Consider the following 16,499-nt stretch of genomic DNA (forward strand, 5'->3'; position numbering starts at 1 on the left):
TTGTGGCCTTCAGGTCAGTCAAACTTGTAAATTGCTGTAAAGCCGGAGTGTAGGGCGACTGGCATGGCCGAACAGAAGATCTTCGCCGGGCCGCGTATTCGCCGCATCCGCAACGCCAAGGGCCTGACCCAGACGGCGATGGCGGAAGGGCTCGGCATTTCGCCGTCCTATCTCAACCTGATCGAGCGCAACCAGCGGCCGCTGACGGTGCAGCTCATCCTCAAGCTTGCCTCGGTCTACAAGGTCGAGCCCGACGAATTGCAGGGCGAGGCGCGCGGTTCCATCGCTGCGCTGAAGGAGGCCTTTTCCGATCCGCTTCTGGCCGGCGAACTGCCGGGTGACCAGGAGCTGGTCGAGGTTGCCGAGGCTGCGCCCAATGCGGCGGCGGCCATCGTCAAGCTCTACCGCGCCTACCGCGAGCAGGCGGAGCGGCTGTCCGACCTCAACGAGCTGCTTGCCCATGAAGGGCGCGGCACGGCCCTTTCCGGCGCGCGCCTGCCGATCGACGAAGTGCACGAAGTGTTCGAGCGGCGGCCCAACCACTTCACCAATATCGAGGAAGAGGCGGAAGCTTTTGCCGGCGTGCTCGACCCGGGCGACGACCTGTTCGGGGCGCTGAAGGCGTGGCTGAAGCGCGAATACGGCATTGTCGTCAAGGTGCTGCCGGTGGCGACCATGCCGAACTGGCGTCGTCGCTATGACCGCCATTCGCAGCGCCTTTTCCTGTCGGAGCGGCTGTCGCCCTTCGACCAGTTGCGCGAAGTGGCGATGGAGGCCTGCCTGATCCGCATGACGGTCGCGGTTGCCGCCGAGATACAGGGACTGAAGCTGTCGAGCGACGAGGCGCGGCGGCTGGCCCGCTTCGAACTTGGCCGCTATGCGGCGCATGCGCTGATGATGCCCTACCAGCCGTTTCTCGCCGCGGCGAACCGCTCGCGCTACGACATCGACGTGCTGCGCTCGCGCTTCGGAGTCTCGTTCGAGCAGGCCGCCAACCGGCTGACCATGCTGCAGCGGCAAGGCAGCGCCGGCGTGCCGTTCTTCATGCTGGAGATCGACAATGCCGGCCATCCGTTCCGCAAATCCGGCAGCCTCGGCTTCCCGCACAGCCGGTTCGGCGGCGGCTGCCCGAAACTGCCGGTGCATGCCGCCTTCACCCAGCCCGGCCAGATCTTCGTCGAGGCGGTGGAAATGCCGGACGGAGCGGAATTTTTCTGCCTGGCCCGCACGCTCGAAGGCCCGCAGGGCGCTTACAACGAACGCCCGCGCCGCACCGCGCTTCTGCTCGGTTGCGACATCGCCTTCAAGGACGAAATCGTCTATGGCGCGGCGCTGATCACGGCGGCAGGCAAAGGGCAGGGCGCGGTCGTCACCACGCCGGTCGGTGCCGCCTGTCGCCTGTGCGAACGGCCGGGCTGCCTGTCGCGCGCCGCCCCGCCGGTGACGCGTCCGCTCGGGTTGGACGAGATGGTGACGGGCCTTTCCGCCTTCGACTTCCAGTAGTCGCAATCCGGCCCTCGCCCAAGTCTCAGTTGGGTTAAGTTCGCTTTGCCACAACCACGAACAGCGCGTGGATCACGCAGGCGTGAGCGCTTTGCGTTATCGAGACGAAATCAAGCATCGGCCGCTTAGCCTGTCGCTTACGGCCCCGTTTTCCGAAATCGCCGCCAGACATGACCGAAGTCGCATCCAGTCCAGTATCATCCGGCCCGGCGCTTGCGCCGCGCGACGAACGCCGTGGCGCATTGCTGGTGTTCCTGTCGGCACTGATGTGGAGATTCGGCGGCGCGATCGCCCGCTATATCGACATCGACGATAGCTGGACCATCGTTTTCTGGCGTTCGGTGTGGGCGGCGATCTTCCTGCTCAGCTTCATGGCCTGGCGCGACGGCGCGCGCGGCACGCTCAAGCTGTTCCGCGACATGGGCCTGCCGGGTTTCGCGGTGGCGCTGTGCTTTGCCACCGCCTCGACCTCTTTCGTGGTGGCACTGGCCTATACGACGGTTGCCAACATCCTGCTGATGCAGGCGGGCGTGCCGCTGATGGCGGCGCTGTTTGCCTGGATCGCCTTTCGCGAGAAGGTTTCGACGACGACCTGGATCGCCATCGCCACCGTGATTCTTGGCGTCGGCATCATGGTGTCGGAATCGCTCGGCGGCACGGTCTCGCCGATCGGCGACGGGCTGGCCCTGCTGATTGCCGTGGTCTTCGCCACGGCAACGGTGATCACGCGCCGCTTCTCGCATGTGCGCATGACGCCGGCGACGTGCCTTGGCACTATGTTTGCCGCCGCCTTTGCCTTCAGCCAGGCATCGACGCTTTCTGTGTCGGCCCACGACATGACATTCCTGTTTGCCTTCGGCGTCGTCAATCTCGGCCTCGGCCTTGCCTTCTTCGCCACCGGCGCCCGCATGATCCCGGCTGCCATGGCGGCGCTGCTCGGCACGTTCGAGCCGCTGATGGGGCCGATCTGGGTCTGGCTGGCGCATGGCGAGATCCCGTCGGGCCGCACCATCATCGGCGGCGGGGTGGTTTTCATCGCGCTGTTCGTCCACCTCGTGCTCGAATTCAAGCGCCAGACACAGCCATCGCGCCCAGGCGTCACCGGCTTGCCTTCTCCCAACTGACCCATCCGGCTCGCCCTTTTGTGACGGGCCTGAACCCGGGCCACAGTGCTTGACCATTGACAAGTTATCGAAACGGCGGGCAGGCTGGGGCAAAGGCAACAACGAGACAGGCTGATCTTGCCCCTTGTTCCAACCAGTCTTCACACGGCTGGCCAAACTCATGGATTGTCCGGAAGCACCCGGATTGGAACTGTGCCGCCGCGCGAGCTGCTGCCCCGCCTTCTCGAAACAACCGCTTCCCTAGCGGCCAAATGCCGCTTGCTGGAAGCCAAAAAGCTCAATAGATTGAGGCACATGTCTGCCATTAGCGGTTACGCCGCGAACTGGCGCTGAAAATATCTGTAATGGGAGAATTGCATGAACATCAAGTCAAGCTGGCTCGTCGCCACGACCGCGGTAGCGGCCGTAACCTTTGCATTTGCGGCACAGGCGCAGGAGCGCGTGGTCAACGTCTACAACTGGTCGGACTATATCGATTCCTCGATCATTGAGGACTTCACCAAGGAAACCGGCATCAAGGTCGTCTATGACGTCTACGATTCCAACGAAATCCTCGAAACCAAGCTTTTGGCCGGCGGCAGCGGCTATGACGTCGTGGTGCCGACGGGAAGCTTCCTCGCCCGCCAGATCCAGGCCGGCGTCTACCAGAAGCTCGACAAGTCGAAGCTGCCCAACCTCAAGAACATGTGGGACGTGGTTTCCGAGCGCACCGCGATCTTCGACCCCGGCAACGAATATTCGATCAACTACATGTGGGGCACGATCGGCATCGGCTACAACATCAAGAAGATCCAGGAGGTGCTGGGCACCGACAAGATCGATAGCTGGAAGGCGGTCTTCGATCCGGAGCAGGCGGCCAAGCTGAAGGACTGCGGCATCAACTTCCTCGACTCGCCGACCGACATGATCCCGGTGACGCTGGCCTATCTTGGCTTGAATCCAGACAGCCATGAGGCCGGAGACATCGCCAAGGCCGAGGAGGCGCTTTTGGCGGTGCGCCCCTTCGTGCGCAAGTTCCATTCCTCGGAATTCATCAACGGCCTTGCCAATGGCGACATCTGCGCAGCCGTCGGCTGGTCGGGTGATATCTTCCAGGCGCGTGACCGCGCCGACGAGGCGAAGAACGGCGTCGAGCTGGCCTATGCCATTCCGAAGGAAGGCACGCAGATGTGGTTTGACCAGATGGCTATCCCTGCCGATGCCCCGCACGTCGCCGAGGCGCACGAGTTCCTCAACTACATGATGCGGCCGGAAGTGATCGCCAAGTCGTCGAACTATGTCTACTACGCCAACGGCAACAAGGCCTCGCAGGAATTCCTCGACGCCGAAGTGCGCGACGATCCGGCTGTCTATCCGCCGGAGGACGTGCTGGCCAAGCTGTTCGTCAACACGCCTCTCGATCCGAAGACCCAGCGCCTGTTTACGCGCAGCTGGACCAAGGTCGTCACCGGTCAGTAACCGGCATGATAAGGCCCCGGTGGCATGCTGCCGGGGCCATCTCAAAAAGCGCAGATTTCACAAAAGCGTACAAGCCGAAGGGCAAGCAGGGACGGAGTGGGACATGAAGTCACTGGGCAGCATACGCAGGGATTTTGCACCGTGGAACGATCCGGATGCAAAGCCGTATATCCGCTTTGAAAACGTCACCAAGCGCTTCGGCGATTTCACCGCCGTCAACAACCTGTCGCTGACGATCTTCGAGCGCGAGTTCTTCGCGCTTCTGGGCGCGTCCGGCTGCGGCAAGTCGACTTTGCTCAGGATGCTGGCCGGCTTCGAGGAGCCGACCGAAGGGCGCATCCTGCTCGACGGACAGGATTTGCGCGGCATTCAGCCTTACCGGCGGCCGGTCAACATGATGTTCCAGTCCTATGCGCTGTTTCCGCATATGACGGTGGAGAAGAACATCGCCTTCGGCCTGAAGCAGGACGGCATGGCCAAGGCCGACATCGACGCCCGCGTTGCCGAGATGCTCAAGCTGGTCAAGCTCGAGCGCTTCGCCCAGCGCAAGCCGCATCAGCTCTCGGGCGGCCAGCGCCAGCGCGTGGCGCTTGCCCGTTCCGTCGCCAAGCGCCCGAAGGTGCTTTTGCTCGACGAGCCGCTTGGCGCGCTCGACAAGAAGCTGCGCGAGGAAACGCAGTTTGAGCTGATGGACCTGCAGCAGGAACTTGGCCTGACCTTCGTCGTCGTCACCCACGACCAGGAGGAGGCCATGACTATGGCCGACCGCATCGCCATCATGGACAAGGGCGAGGTGATGCAGGTTGCGACGCCCGCCGAAGTGTATGAGGCGCCCAATTCGCGCTTCGTTGCCGGTTTCGTCGGCAATGTGAACATGTTCGAAGGCTCTGTTGCCGAGCGGACCGAGAAGACGGCCCGCATCACCGGATCGACCGGAGCCCAGATTCTGGTCGAAAATGCCGGCGATGCTGCCAAGGGCGCCAACGTCGCCTTCGCCATTCGTCCGGAAAAGATCAAGGTGTCGTCAAAGAAGCCGGCCGACGACGTCAACGCGCTGGAAGGCGAGATCTACGATATCGCCTATCTCGGCGACATGACGGTCTACCACGTCAAGCTTGAGGACGGGCAGGTGGTGCGCGCCAGCACGATGAACGCGGCGCGTATCGTCGAAGATCCGCTGACCTGGAACGACCGTGCCTGGGTGTCCTTCCGGCCTGACGCCGGCGTTGTCTTGACGCGCTAGGAGGCGGCCATGACCAATGCCGCCGCGTCCGTCCCCGCCAGCCTTTCAGCCGATGCGGAAAAATCCGCAGGCGCCCGTCTTTTGTCGGGCATTGCGTCCCGCCTCGTCATCCTCGTTCCCTATTGCTGGCTGCTGTTCTTCTTCCTCATTCCTTTCGTCATCGTCTTCAAGATATCGCTGTCGCAGACGGCGATCTCGATGCCGCCCTATACGCCGGCGCTCGATTTCGGGGCCGGCCTTGCGGGGTTCACGGATGCGCTGAAACAGCTGAGCTTCGACAATTATGTCTGGCTGACGGAAGACGCGCTTTATTTCAACGCCTACGTCTCCAGCGTCGTCATCGCCGGCATATCGACCTTCCTGACCCTTCTGGTCGGCTATCCGATCGCCTACGGCATGGCGCGTGCGCCGGCTTCGCTCAGGCCGACGCTGTTGATGCTGGTGATCCTGCCGTTCTGGACCTCGTTCCTGATCCGCGTCTACGCCTGGATCGGCATCCTGAAGCCCGAAGGCCTGCTCAACCAGTTCCTGATGGGCGTCGGCGTGATTTCCGAGCCGCTGATCATCCTCAACACCTACACCGCCATCTTCATCGGCATTGTCTATTCCTACCTGCCCTTCATGGTGCTGCCGCTTTATTCGACGCTGGAGAAGATGGACAATTCGCTGATCGAGGCGGCCAACGATCTGGGCTGTACGCCGATCGGCGCGTTCTGGAAGATCACCTTCCCGCTGTCGCTGCCCGGCGTGATCGCCGGCTGTCTTCTGGTCTTCATTCCCGCCGTTGGCGAGTTCGTCATTCCCGACCTGCTCGGCGGATCGCAGACGCTGATGATCGGCCGCACGCTGTGGAACGAGTTCTTCAACAACCGCGACTGGCCGGTTGCCTCGGCGGTGGCCACCATCCTGCTGCTTGTTCTGGTTATCCCCATCGTCTTGTTCCAGCACGCGCAGGCCAAGGCCCAGGAACAGGATCGCTGACATGAACACGACCTGGAGCCGTTTCAACATTACCTCGATCGTGCTGGGCTTTGCGTTCCTCTATCTGCCCATCGTCCTGCTCGTCATCTTCTCGTTCAACGCTTCCAAGCTCGTCACCGTCTGGGGCGGCTTCTCGACCAAGTGGTACACCTCGCTGTTCCACAACCAGGGCCTGATGGATGCGGCCTGGGTGACGATCCGCGTCGCGCTGGTCTCGGCTTCGGTCGCGACCGTGCTCGGCACGCTGGCGGCACTTGTGCTGACGCGCTACACGCGCTTCCGCGGCCGCGTCCTGTTCACCGGCATGGTGTTTGCGCCGCTGGTGATGCCGGAAGTGATCACCGGCCTGTCGCTGCTGCTTTTGTTCGTTGCGGTCGGCCTCGATCGCGGCTTCCTCACCGTCACGCTTGCCCACATCACCTTTTCGATGTGCTTCGTTGCCGTGGTTGTGCAGTCGCGCCTGTTGTCCTTCGACCGCTCGCTTGAAGAGGCGGCGATGGATCTTGGCGCGCCGCCGGTGAAGACATTTTTCCAGATCACGCTGCCGGTGATCGCGCCGGCGGTGATCTCGGGTTGGATGCTCGCCTTCACCCTCTCGCTCGACGATCTGGTCATTGCGAGCTTCGCCTCCGGTCCGGGCGCGACCACACTGCCGATGAAGATCTACAGCCAGGTGCGCCTTGGCGTGACGCCTGAAATCAATGCGGCCTGCACGATCCTGATCGCGATTGTCGCCGTGGGGGTTCTTGCGGCCTCCGTCGTCAACAAGCAGCGCGAGGTCCAGAGACGGCGCGACGAGCAGGCGGCGCAGCGGGGCTGACTTGGTCTCTATTGGGCAGGAGCTGCCGGCGTTACCGGTGAGATGAACGGCCTGCTCCAGCTTCCGCCGACGAAGAACTGGGGCAGGTTCGCGGGAGCTGCGACAGCGGTTTCGCCGGTCGCCGGAGCTGCAGGCGCGGTAGTGTCGGCGATGCCGCCGGAAAGGGCAAGGCCGCGTCCGGCATAGGGCATGATGCCGGTCAGCCACAGCCGCGACTTGCCCGACATGGCCTGCGCCTTGTCGATGCGGATTACGCCCTTGGCAATGCTCGCCTTCAACTCCGCGCCGTCGATTGCGACGGTGCCGTCGTCGACGTCGTCGAGCGGGAAGAAGCCGCGCTCGGAATTGCGCTTGAGGAACGCCGGCAGGTTGAGGCCGGGCAGCGCGCCGGCTCCGAAGTTTGCCGTGATCGAGCCGTCGGCGTTTTCCAGTACGGAATTCCAACCCTTGCCGGGGCCCTTGAGAATGACCGAGATCGTTCCCTTGCCGGTCGGCATCAGCCGCGACATGCCTGTTGCCGCGCCGAAGGCGCCGCCATTGATGTCGGAGGCAAGCAGCCGCATCTCGACCTGCGTGCCGCCCGGATCGCGGTCGAAGCGCAGGCTGGTCTGCACATTGCCGCCGAAGGCCACGGCATCCGAAACGTCAAAAGCGGCAAGGCCGTTCTTGACCTGTGCGGTCGCGGCGACCTCGGCGAGCGGAATCGCTCCGGCCATGGCATGAGCCGCCGAAAGCCTGAGATCCAGGTTGAGCCGGTCGGCGAAAGAGGTGTCGATTTCGCCTGAAACCTGGCCGGCGGAGGACGCCAGCGGCGTGAACGCGGACAGGAACGAGCCGAGGTCGAGCGTGTCGAAGGCGAGCGTGCCGGAAACGACCGGGCGTCCCTCGGCAAGCGCGAAATCGAGCGCGCCCATGCCGGGGTTCTTGTCGAGGACGATCTCGGCGCTGTCGAATTTCAGCCGGCCGGCACTGCCGGAAACCTTGCTTGAAATGGAGACCGAGCCGATTGCTGCACCGGGCGCAATGCCGGTCCCCGACCAGTCCAGCATGCGCCTGAGCGACGGCGCGGAGAATTTCACTTGGCCGTCGACATAGGCATTGGCGGAAAGGCTCGCCGTTCCGTCGAACGACAGGCTGGCGGGCGCTGCCTTGAAATTCAGCGTGAAGGGGGCGGGACCGCCGGCGGCGAGCAGGAGCGGCTTGGGCGACGATGCCTCCAGCGTCACGCCTTCGCCATGCCAGATGCCGGACGCGCTGAGCGATGCGCTGCTGTTCATCGCAGACCAGCTTGCCTGCCCGGTCAGGCTGGTGGCGATCTCGTCTTCCTTGCCGTTGAGCGAAGCGACGATGCGGCCGTCGCGGAATTCGAACATGCCGAGAGGATCGGCGGGCAGCCTGCCGAGATCGGGATTGGCCGGATCGGCGGCCAGAAGCGCGCGGGCGGCATTGACGGAGCGGCTGATGCGGCCGCCTTCCGGCAGGGCGGGCAGGTAAAGGCCGGTGGCCGTGCGCTCGACCCGGATCGTGGGGCGGATAAGGCGGGCCGAGGAAAACACGACATCGCCGCGCAGCGCGGCCATTGCCGACAGGCCGACCTCGATGCGCTCGGCCTCGATCACCGGCTGTTCGCTGGCATCGGTCCATTTCGAAAGGGCGACCTGGGTCAGGATGGCGCGAAACTGCGGCCACACCTCGATTTGCGGCGCGCCGGCAATGGTGACGCGGTAACCGCTCCACGCGCTCATCTCCCAGGCGATGCGGTCGCGCACGATCCGCGTCGAGGCGATGAAGGGCAGCGCCACGAACACCAGCACGGCGACGAGCCCGACAAGGGCGGCCGCCCATACGCCACGTCGCATCCAGGATGATGGCATCTCGCCCCTTCTTTGCGTTCCGCCAAGCCGACGCAAGGTGTAACCGGTGGCCGATGCATTTCAAGTCTTTATGACTTCGCTATGGCGCATTGCCCACATCGATGGGCGCTGCGGGACACATGCTTGCCCTGCTGCTTGCCAATATGCTTAACCGTTGCCGACACTGCGAAATGGCGCTGCCGCCTTTGCCAAGGTGATTGTGGCGCAGATGGAGGATGGACGATGACCACTTCAACGCCCCTGTGGGAGCCGAGCGCCGAGCGCATCGAGGCAGCACCCTTGACGGCGTTCACCGCCAAGGCGGAAGCGCGGGCGGGAAGAGCATTTTCGTCCTATGCCGAACTGCACCAATGGTCGGTGACGCAACCGGAGGACTTCTGGGATCTGGTCTGGGATTTCTGCGGCGTGGTCGGCGACAAGGGCGAGACCGTGCTTGCCGAGGGCGACAAGATGCCGGGTGCGCGATTCTTCCCCGAGGCAAGGCTGAATTTTGCCGAGAACCTGCTCGCCACCAGCGGATCGGGAACTGCGATGGTGTTTCGCGGCGAGGACAAGGTTGAGCGGCGGCTGTCGTGGAACGAGCTTCATGCGCTGGTCTCACGCCTGCAGCAGTTGTTTTCCTCGCTCGGGGTCAAAGAGGGCGACCGCATTGCGGCAATGATGCCGAACATGCCCGAAACGATTGCGGCCATGCTGGCGGCGACTTCGCTTGGCGCGGTCTGGTCGTCCTGTTCGCCGGATTTCGGCGAGCAGGGCGTGCTCGACCGCTTCGGCCAGATCGAGCCGGTGATCTTCATCGCGCCGGACGGTTATTGGTATAATGGCAAGGCGATCGAGGTGGCCGACAAGGTGGCGGCGGTTTCGGCCAAGATTGCCAGCGTGAAAAAGGTGCTGATCGTCGACTATCTCGGCACCTCCGGCGATGTTGCCGGTTCGATCGACAAGGCCGTGGCGCTGAACGACGCCATCGAACCCTTCGCCATCAAGGAGGTGACGTTCGAGCGGCTGCCGTTCTCGCATCCGCTGTTCATCCTGTTTTCGTCGGGCACGACGGGCATTCCCAAATGCATCGTGCATTCGGCCGGCGGCACGCTGATCCAGCACGCCAAGGAGCATCGGCTACATGCCGGACTGGTCGAAGGCGACCGCTTCTTCTACTTCACCACCTGCGGCTGGATGATGTGGAACTGGCTGGTGACCGGACTGGCGACCGGGGCGACGCTGCTGCTCTATGACGGCTCGCCGTTCTATCCGAGCGGCAACGTGCTGTTCGACTATGCCGATGCCGAGAAGATGACCTATTTCGGCACCTCGGCCAAATTCATCGATTCGGTGCGCAAGGCTGATCTCAAGCCGATCAGGAGCCATGACCTCGCCAGCGTGCGAACCATCTCCTCGACCGGTTCGCCGCTGTCGCCGGAAGATTTCCGCTTCGTCTATGAAGGCATCAAGCGCGACGTGCATCTGGCTTCGATCTCGGGCGGCACCGACATCGTGTCGTGCTTCGTGCTCGGCGTTCCGACCGAACCGGTATGGGAGGGCGAGATACAGGGGCCGGGTCTCGGCATGGCGGTCGATGTCTGGGACGACGACGGCAAGCCGATCCGGCAGGAGAAGGGCGAACTGGTTTGCACAAGGCCGTTCCCGGCCATGCCGATCGGCTTCTGGAACGATCCCGAAGGCAAGAAATATCACGGCGCTTATTTCGAGCGCTTCGACAATATCTGGTGCCATGGCGACTTCGCCGAATGGACCGGCCATGGCGGCATCATCATCCACGGACGCTCGGATGCGACGCTCAATCCGGGCGGAGTGAGGATCGGTACGGCGGAGATCTACAACCAGGTCGAGCAGATGCCTGAAATCCTCGAAGCGCTGTGCATCGGCCAGGATTTCGACAATGACGTGCGGGTGGTGCTGTTCGTGCGGCTGGCACCCGGCGTCGAACTGGACGAGGCCTTGGAAAAGCGCATCAGGACGAAAATCCGCACCGGCGCCAGCCCGCGCCACGTTCCGGCGCGCATCGTTGCGGTCACCGATATTCCGCGCACCAAGTCAGGCAAGATCACCGAACTTGCCGTGCGCGACATCGTCCACGGCCGCAGCGTGAAGAACAAGGAAGCGCTGGCAAACCCCGAGGCGCTCGACCTGTTCAGGGACCTGCCCCAGCTTGCGAGCTGAGGTGAAGGCTCGCCAGACAATGGTAAATGAAAGCTGAACGGACAAATTTACCTAAACTTCAGTTGTGGTACAGATTCGTAAAGTTTTCAGTAGGCTGGTAAGGATTTGTTAACGCCCCCGCCCCGATAGTCGCGGGTAACTTGAGGGAGAAATCCCGTTCCGCGGCCCGGCCAAGGTGCAGAATTCGCTCAAGCCCGTTGTGACAAATTCCAAAAACTCAGGCGCCCTCCAGGGCGCCTTTTTCTTTGCACAACAAGAATACGCTTCGGATGAGTAAAGTTACTCGGCCAGCACCCGCGTCGACGGGAAGGCGACCTCGACCAGCGTTCCTTCGCCGGGCGTAGAGCTGATGGTGAAGCGGGCGCGGTTGGCTTCGACCATCGCCTTGGTTAACGGCAGGCCAAGCCCGGTGCCGTCGCCGCGGCCGCGCTTCAGCGCGTTGATCTGCTTGAACGGCTTCAGCGCCTGTTCGATCTCGGCCTGCGTCATGCCGATGCCGGTGTCGCGCACACGCAGCACCACGTCGCCCGAAATTTCATAGGCAGTCGAGACGATGACCTGGCCGCCGGCCTGCGTGTAGCGGATGGCGTTGGACAGGATGTTGAGCGCGATCTGGCGCACGCTGCGCAGGTCGGCCACCACCTCGGGCAGTCTTGATGCGAAGCTCGATCGGATGATGACGCGCTCGCGGTTGGCCTGCGGCTGCATCAGCGCGACCGTCTCCGCCAGCGTGTCGTTGAGCGAAACCGCTTCATAGGCCATGTCCTGCTGGCCGGCCTCGATCTTGGAGATGTCGAGCAGGTCGTTGACCAGGTCGAGCACATGGTTGCCGGAGCGGTTGATGTCGCGCAGGTAGTCGCGGTAGCGGTCGTTGGCGACGGGACCGAACTTCTCGTCCACCATCAGTTCGGAAAAGCCGATGATGGCGTTGAGCGGCGTCCTGATCTCGTGGCTGATGCGGGCGAGGAAATCGGTTTTTTGCGAGGATGCCCGCTCGGCCACGGCGCGCGCCTGGGTCAGGTCTTCCTCGGCCCGCTTCCACTGGGTGATATCGCGCACGACGGCGCAGAAGCCGCTGTCGCCGGGCAGGCGGCCGATGGTCATGAACAACGGGATGAAACGGCCCTGCGCCTCGCGGCCGATGACCTCGCGCCCATCGTTGAGAACGCTGGCGACGCCGTGTTCGGAGAGGCCCGCGAGATAGTCGCGCGCGGCGCGCTGGCTCTCGATGGCAAACAGCGAGGCAAACGGCTTGCCGTTTACCTCTTCCGTGTCAAAGCCGAACAGGGCTTCGGCCGGTCGGCTGATCGAGCGGATGTTGCCGTCGCGGCCGATCAGCACCACGCCGTCGGTGGCGGTGTCGATGATGGTGCGCATTTCGGCGATGCGCGCCTTGAGTTCCGAAACCTCGGGCTGCGGAGCAACGTTGGTTATCGCCGGCATGACCGGAGCGGCGGGTGCGGCGGGCGCACGTGTTTCGCCGGTGCGGCGCACCACCAGAAGCAGCGCCTTGCGCTCCTGCCATGGCACCGAACGCAGGATCGCTTCGACCGGAAACTCGCTGCCGTCCCGGCCCCTGAGCCGCAGCGAACGATCGCTGTCGTCGGCAGCGTCGCCGCCATAAGGCTCGGCGAAAAGGGCATCGAGCCCGCCGGCATCATCGAGTTCGTCGAGCGTCTCAAAGCCGGCGAGATCGAGGAACTCGTCATTGGCATAGTGCAGCACGTCGCCGGAATGGATCAACACCGGGACCGGCAGCTTGGCGAGGATCGAGACGTCGGGCGTGTCGGGGTCGCCTTTTGCGAAGGCCGATGGCAGGAAACCGCCGATCTGCAACGGCCATTGCGGGGCCTCTGCGCGGGCAGGTGCGGCAGGCGCTGCCTCAAGATCGGCTGGAACAGCTTGCGCTGGACCGGCGCCAGCTTCCGGTTCGCGATATTCGGCGTCGCGCAAATCGGCGGCGGCCATGTCGTCGTCGTCGCTGTCGTCGGCTTCGGTAGATGCGTAGTCGAGCAACGAGCCATGCGCAGCAGGCGCTGGCTGAACGGGTTCGGCGGCATGGCCTTCAGGCGAAACGTCGCTCTCCAGCTTTTCAACCGTGTCCGCGCGTTCGACTTCGTTGCCGGTGACCGACGACGAAGACGTTTCTGTTGCCGGGGGCGTCTCGGGTTCGCTGACCTTCTTTAACCGCTCGCCGATCTCGCGAAACGCGCTGCGTTCAATCGAAGACAGGCCCTTGTCGTTGGCTGCCGGGCGGTGTTCCGCAAGCCGGATGATCTTGTCAGTGAAGCGTCGCTCCGGCTTTGGCGTGATTTCGAGAGCCGGCACCTCGCCCTGGAACGGATCGGCTGTTGGCGCTTCCGATGGTGGCGAGGCTTGCGGCAGCGCCGGTTCTTCAGTTGGCGCAGGCTGGTTCGGAACCAGCACCGTGCCGATGCCTTCCGGATCGGCGATCGCATCGCCCATGCGGGCAACGCCGAAGCCGCGAAAACCCTCGAACTCGCGGTTGCGGTTGTAGACGGGTAGCGCTGCCAGATCGACGGGCACTTTCAGGTCGGTGCCGGAAAGCGGCCACCAGACCGAGCGGCCGGACCAGGTGTCGCGGCGTTCGAGCAGGCCTGAGATTTCGCCCGACGGATCGAGACCGAATGTGGTGGCGACATCCTTGAAGCGGCGTCCGACGACATCGGCAGCCGGTTGGCCAAGCGCGTCGGCAAATTCCGGCGAGACCGAACTGAAACGGCCATCGGCATCGGTGCGCCAGACAAAGCGAACAGGGCTGGCATTGCGCTGGGCCGGTTCCTGTTCTGCCTCGTCGGCTGCCTGTTCGGTATCCGGCGTCTTTGCCTCAGCCGGCTGGCCCGGGCCGGTATCGACCTCGCTATCGCTGAAATACCAATGGTCGTGATGATGCTTTTCTGGCCTCTCGGTGGTGGCTTGAACGGCGCTTGGAGGGGAAACCACCTCGACCGGCGGTTCTGCGTCGGCCTCGTCGCTCTGCCCTTCGTCGATGACGACGAGAAGGTGGCGGGTGGGATCGTCGGTGAGCCGTGCGATGCCTGCGGGATAGGATTTCCTGCCGACGGTGACGAGGCGCTTGACGATGCGGTCGCGTTCGTTGGCGACCTCGCGCACCAGCGTGGCCAGCGTCGAGGCGGGAATGCCGAGCTTGGCGAAATCCGCCGAGGCGGTTTCGATGTCACCTTGTCCATTGATGAAGGCGAGGAAATGGCCGTCTTCTGCGAAGCCGCCGATGGCTTTCGCGGTGCGCTCAGATGCGTTGGCCTGTTCGTCCTGTTCCGGGGCGACGGCCAGCAGGATGGCCTTTTCGCCGTCGGGCAGCGTGATGCTGCTGGCCAGGAAGCCGACGGCCCGGCTGGTCATGCCGCTGGTGAGCCGCACCATCAGCGAGCGGTTGCTGCCGATATCGGGATAGCCCGAGGTTGCCATGATCTGCCGGCGCGCGACCGCGGACAGGCCGGATGATTCGCCGATGATACGCTCGATGTCCGGATATCCGAGCAGGGCCGCGCCCGGGCCGTTCGCCCACAAAACCTGCTCCAGGTCCGCCGCCAGGATGACCAGCGCGTCGCCTGCGGCAAAGCGCTGGCGCACCGCGTCGAGTACGGCAACGTCGAGGAAGGAGTAGCTGTCGGACGGCATGCGCTTGGAGAACCCTCGCAGGTCTGGCAGTTTGCAGTTAACGCTTTGTTAATAAAAGCCGATGGCGCGAACGTCCACAAGCCACCGCGTTTGGACGCCGAAATCTGGCCACGTGGTTAACGCCGCAAGCCGGCAAAAATATTGCGCTGCAACAAAAATATTGCAATGCACAAAAATCGTGCTATATATGCCCATCATACATGAACGAGACGGCTTTGAGCTAAAGCCGCTGCCCCCGAAAGGATGGAAAATGACCAAGACGAAGAGCGCCGACTTCATTGGCAATGTCGAATTCCCGAGCTTTGACGCTTCCAAGGCCACCGACCAGATCCGCGCTTTCGCCGAAAAGGGCGTTGAGCAGTCGAAAGAGGCCTATGCCAAGCTGAAGACCGGTTCGGAAGAGGCCCAGAAGGTTCTCGAGACCACCTACGAGACCGCCAAGTCGGCTACCAGCGACCTGTCGCTGAAGGCGATCTCGGCACTGCGCACCAACGCGGAAGCCAACTTCTCGCACCTCGAGGCTCTCGTCGGCGCCAAGTCGCTGTCGGAAGTCGTCGAACTGCAGACCGCTTTCCTGCGTCAGCGTTTCGAGCAGAGCGTCGAGCAGGCCAAGGACTTCCAGGCTGCCGCTTCGAAGGCTGCCGAAGACGTCTCCAAGCCGGTCAAGGCCGTCTTCGAAAAGACCTTCAAGGAACTCAAGGTCGCGTAACTTTCTTGGGCGCGCCGGTTTCGGCCGTCAAACAATACCCGGCGGGTGGTTCCTCCTCCCTCCATCTGCCGGGCGAAGCGGCCAGCGCATTCCGCTGGCCTATAAAGGAAAAGGTCGGCACCTCCTCCCGCCGGCCTTTTTCTTTGCCTGCCGCAAGGTGAGAAAAGGGGCGAATCGCGCAAGCGACCTTTTGCCCTTCCAAATCGCTTGAATTAGACTCCATTAACCCGTATTGACGCTTCGCCGAACGACAAAGCTTATCGCAAAGGATGGACTTTCAGCCGATCGGGCCATGCAGATGTGCCGTTGTAGCTCAGCTGGTTAGAGCGCCGGATTGTGGATCCGGAGGTCGCTGGTTCGATCCCAGCCAACGGTACCATCCCTTCCCAATCAATCTGTTGAAACCCGCAACTCCTTCAGGCCTTGGGCTGTCGATATGGTACGCCTGATGAATGGCAACGCAGTTTGAAAGCAATCGGCATCTTTTCGGGACGCCGCACGTTTAGAGCAACGAAGACCAGGAAGTGCAGGGCAGTGGAATGAGTGAACATGCGATCAAGTTCCTTCAGGAATGGATCGGCGAGAAGTGCCAGTCTCCGGCCTTGCCGATAAAGATCGAGCAGCACGCTGAAACGCTTGCCCGCGAATGCGCCGCCAAGGCGGCCGAAGCCGGGATTCCGATGGAAGACATCCAGGAAGAAGTCGGTGACATCCAGGAGCTGATCGCCTCGCGTCTCGAAGACGCGGTGGAAATCGACGAGGACGCCCATGGCGACGCCTCGACGGACGATCGCGCCGCCTGATTGGTCGGACATTACGCCGAAGCCGACTAAAACCGCTCTATGATAGAACAAAATTCCAATATTTGAATAATATTGGAATTTTCATCTTGGACAAGGCAGGCCAAGGTCTGCGATCAGTGCGCCCATCGGAGCCAAAGGAG

The 16,499-nt window shown here is 62.9% G+C and carries 11 protein-coding genes and 1 tRNA gene; 10 read left to right on the forward strand and 2 right to left on the reverse strand.

Annotated features, from left to right (window positions below):
* The first annotated feature begins 63 nt into the window (after nucleotides 1-63).
* The 6 genes from ACODTY_RS14075 to ACODTY_RS14100 all read left to right on the forward strand — a co-directional run bounded on the left by ACODTY_RS14075 (nucleotide 64) and on the right by ACODTY_RS14100 (nucleotide 7,129).
* Complete coding sequence (locus ACODTY_RS14075) at nucleotides 64-1,503, forward strand: helix-turn-helix domain-containing protein (protein WP_488994877.1); 1,440 nt, start codon at nucleotides 64-66, stop codon at nucleotides 1,501-1,503.
* A 170-nt stretch (nucleotides 1,504-1,673) separates the two neighbouring features.
* On the forward strand, nucleotides 1,674-2,627 hold the full coding sequence (locus ACODTY_RS14080) for a DMT family transporter (RefSeq protein ID WP_488994878.1): 954 nt from the start codon (nucleotides 1,674-1,676) through the stop codon (nucleotides 2,625-2,627).
* 357 nt (nucleotides 2,628-2,984) lie between these two features.
* A complete protein-coding gene (locus tag ACODTY_RS14085) occupies nucleotides 2,985-4,085 on the forward strand; it encodes a polyamine ABC transporter substrate-binding protein (RefSeq protein WP_488994879.1) in 1,101 nt (366 codons plus the stop codon).
* A 103-nt stretch (nucleotides 4,086-4,188) separates the two neighbouring features.
* Nucleotides 4,189-5,328, forward strand: coding sequence for an ABC transporter ATP-binding protein (locus ACODTY_RS14090; protein WP_488994880.1), 1,140 nt, complete (start codon nucleotides 4,189-4,191; stop codon nucleotides 5,326-5,328).
* A gap of 9 nt (nucleotides 5,329-5,337) precedes the next feature.
* A complete protein-coding gene (locus tag ACODTY_RS14095) occupies nucleotides 5,338-6,309 on the forward strand; it encodes an ABC transporter permease subunit (protein WP_488994881.1) in 972 nt (323 codons plus the stop codon).
* Between the two features lies 1 nt (nucleotide 6,310).
* Nucleotides 6,311-7,129, forward strand: coding sequence for an ABC transporter permease subunit (locus tag ACODTY_RS14100; protein WP_488994882.1), 819 nt, complete (start codon nucleotides 6,311-6,313; stop codon nucleotides 7,127-7,129).
* Between the two features lie 8 nt (nucleotides 7,130-7,137).
* On the opposite strand, the gene ACODTY_RS14105 is transcribed toward ACODTY_RS14100, so the two are convergent.
* The gene (locus tag ACODTY_RS14105) at nucleotides 7,138-9,003 is read right to left on the reverse strand and encodes an AsmA family protein (protein WP_488994883.1); all 1,866 of its coding nucleotides are present in this window, start codon (nucleotides 9,001-9,003) and stop codon (nucleotides 7,138-7,140) included.
* 222 nt (nucleotides 9,004-9,225) lie between these two features.
* Here ACODTY_RS14105 and ACODTY_RS14110 point away from each other — a divergent pair, with 222 nt between their 5' ends.
* The gene (locus ACODTY_RS14110) at nucleotides 9,226-11,184 is read left to right on the forward strand and encodes an acetoacetate--CoA ligase (RefSeq protein ID WP_488994884.1); all 1,959 of its coding nucleotides are present in this window, start codon (nucleotides 9,226-9,228) and stop codon (nucleotides 11,182-11,184) included.
* A gap of 279 nt (nucleotides 11,185-11,463) precedes the next feature.
* On the opposite strand, the gene ACODTY_RS14115 is transcribed toward ACODTY_RS14110, so the two are convergent.
* Nucleotides 11,464-14,847, reverse strand: coding sequence for a PAS domain-containing sensor histidine kinase (locus ACODTY_RS14115; protein WP_488994885.1), 3,384 nt, complete (start codon nucleotides 14,845-14,847; stop codon nucleotides 11,464-11,466).
* 250 nt (nucleotides 14,848-15,097) lie between these two features.
* On the opposite strand from ACODTY_RS14115, the gene ACODTY_RS14120 reads away from it, so the two are divergent.
* From ACODTY_RS14120 to ACODTY_RS14130, 3 genes are all read left to right on the forward strand, one after another.
* Nucleotides 15,098-15,556 carry a phasin gene (locus tag ACODTY_RS14120; protein ID WP_488994886.1) on the forward strand — a complete coding sequence of 153 codons (459 nt, stop codon included), beginning with the start codon at nucleotides 15,098-15,100 and terminating at the stop codon, nucleotides 15,554-15,556.
* A gap of 302 nt (nucleotides 15,557-15,858) precedes the next feature.
* A tRNA-His gene (locus ACODTY_RS14125) sits at nucleotides 15,859-15,935 on the forward strand.
* 160 nt (nucleotides 15,936-16,095) lie between these two features.
* Complete coding sequence (locus ACODTY_RS14130; protein WP_488994887.1) at nucleotides 16,096-16,359, forward strand: hypothetical protein; 264 nt, start codon at nucleotides 16,096-16,098, stop codon at nucleotides 16,357-16,359.
* Nucleotides 16,360-16,499 lie beyond the last annotated feature (140 nt).

The organism is Mesorhizobium sp. FG116 (assembly GCF_057809835.1).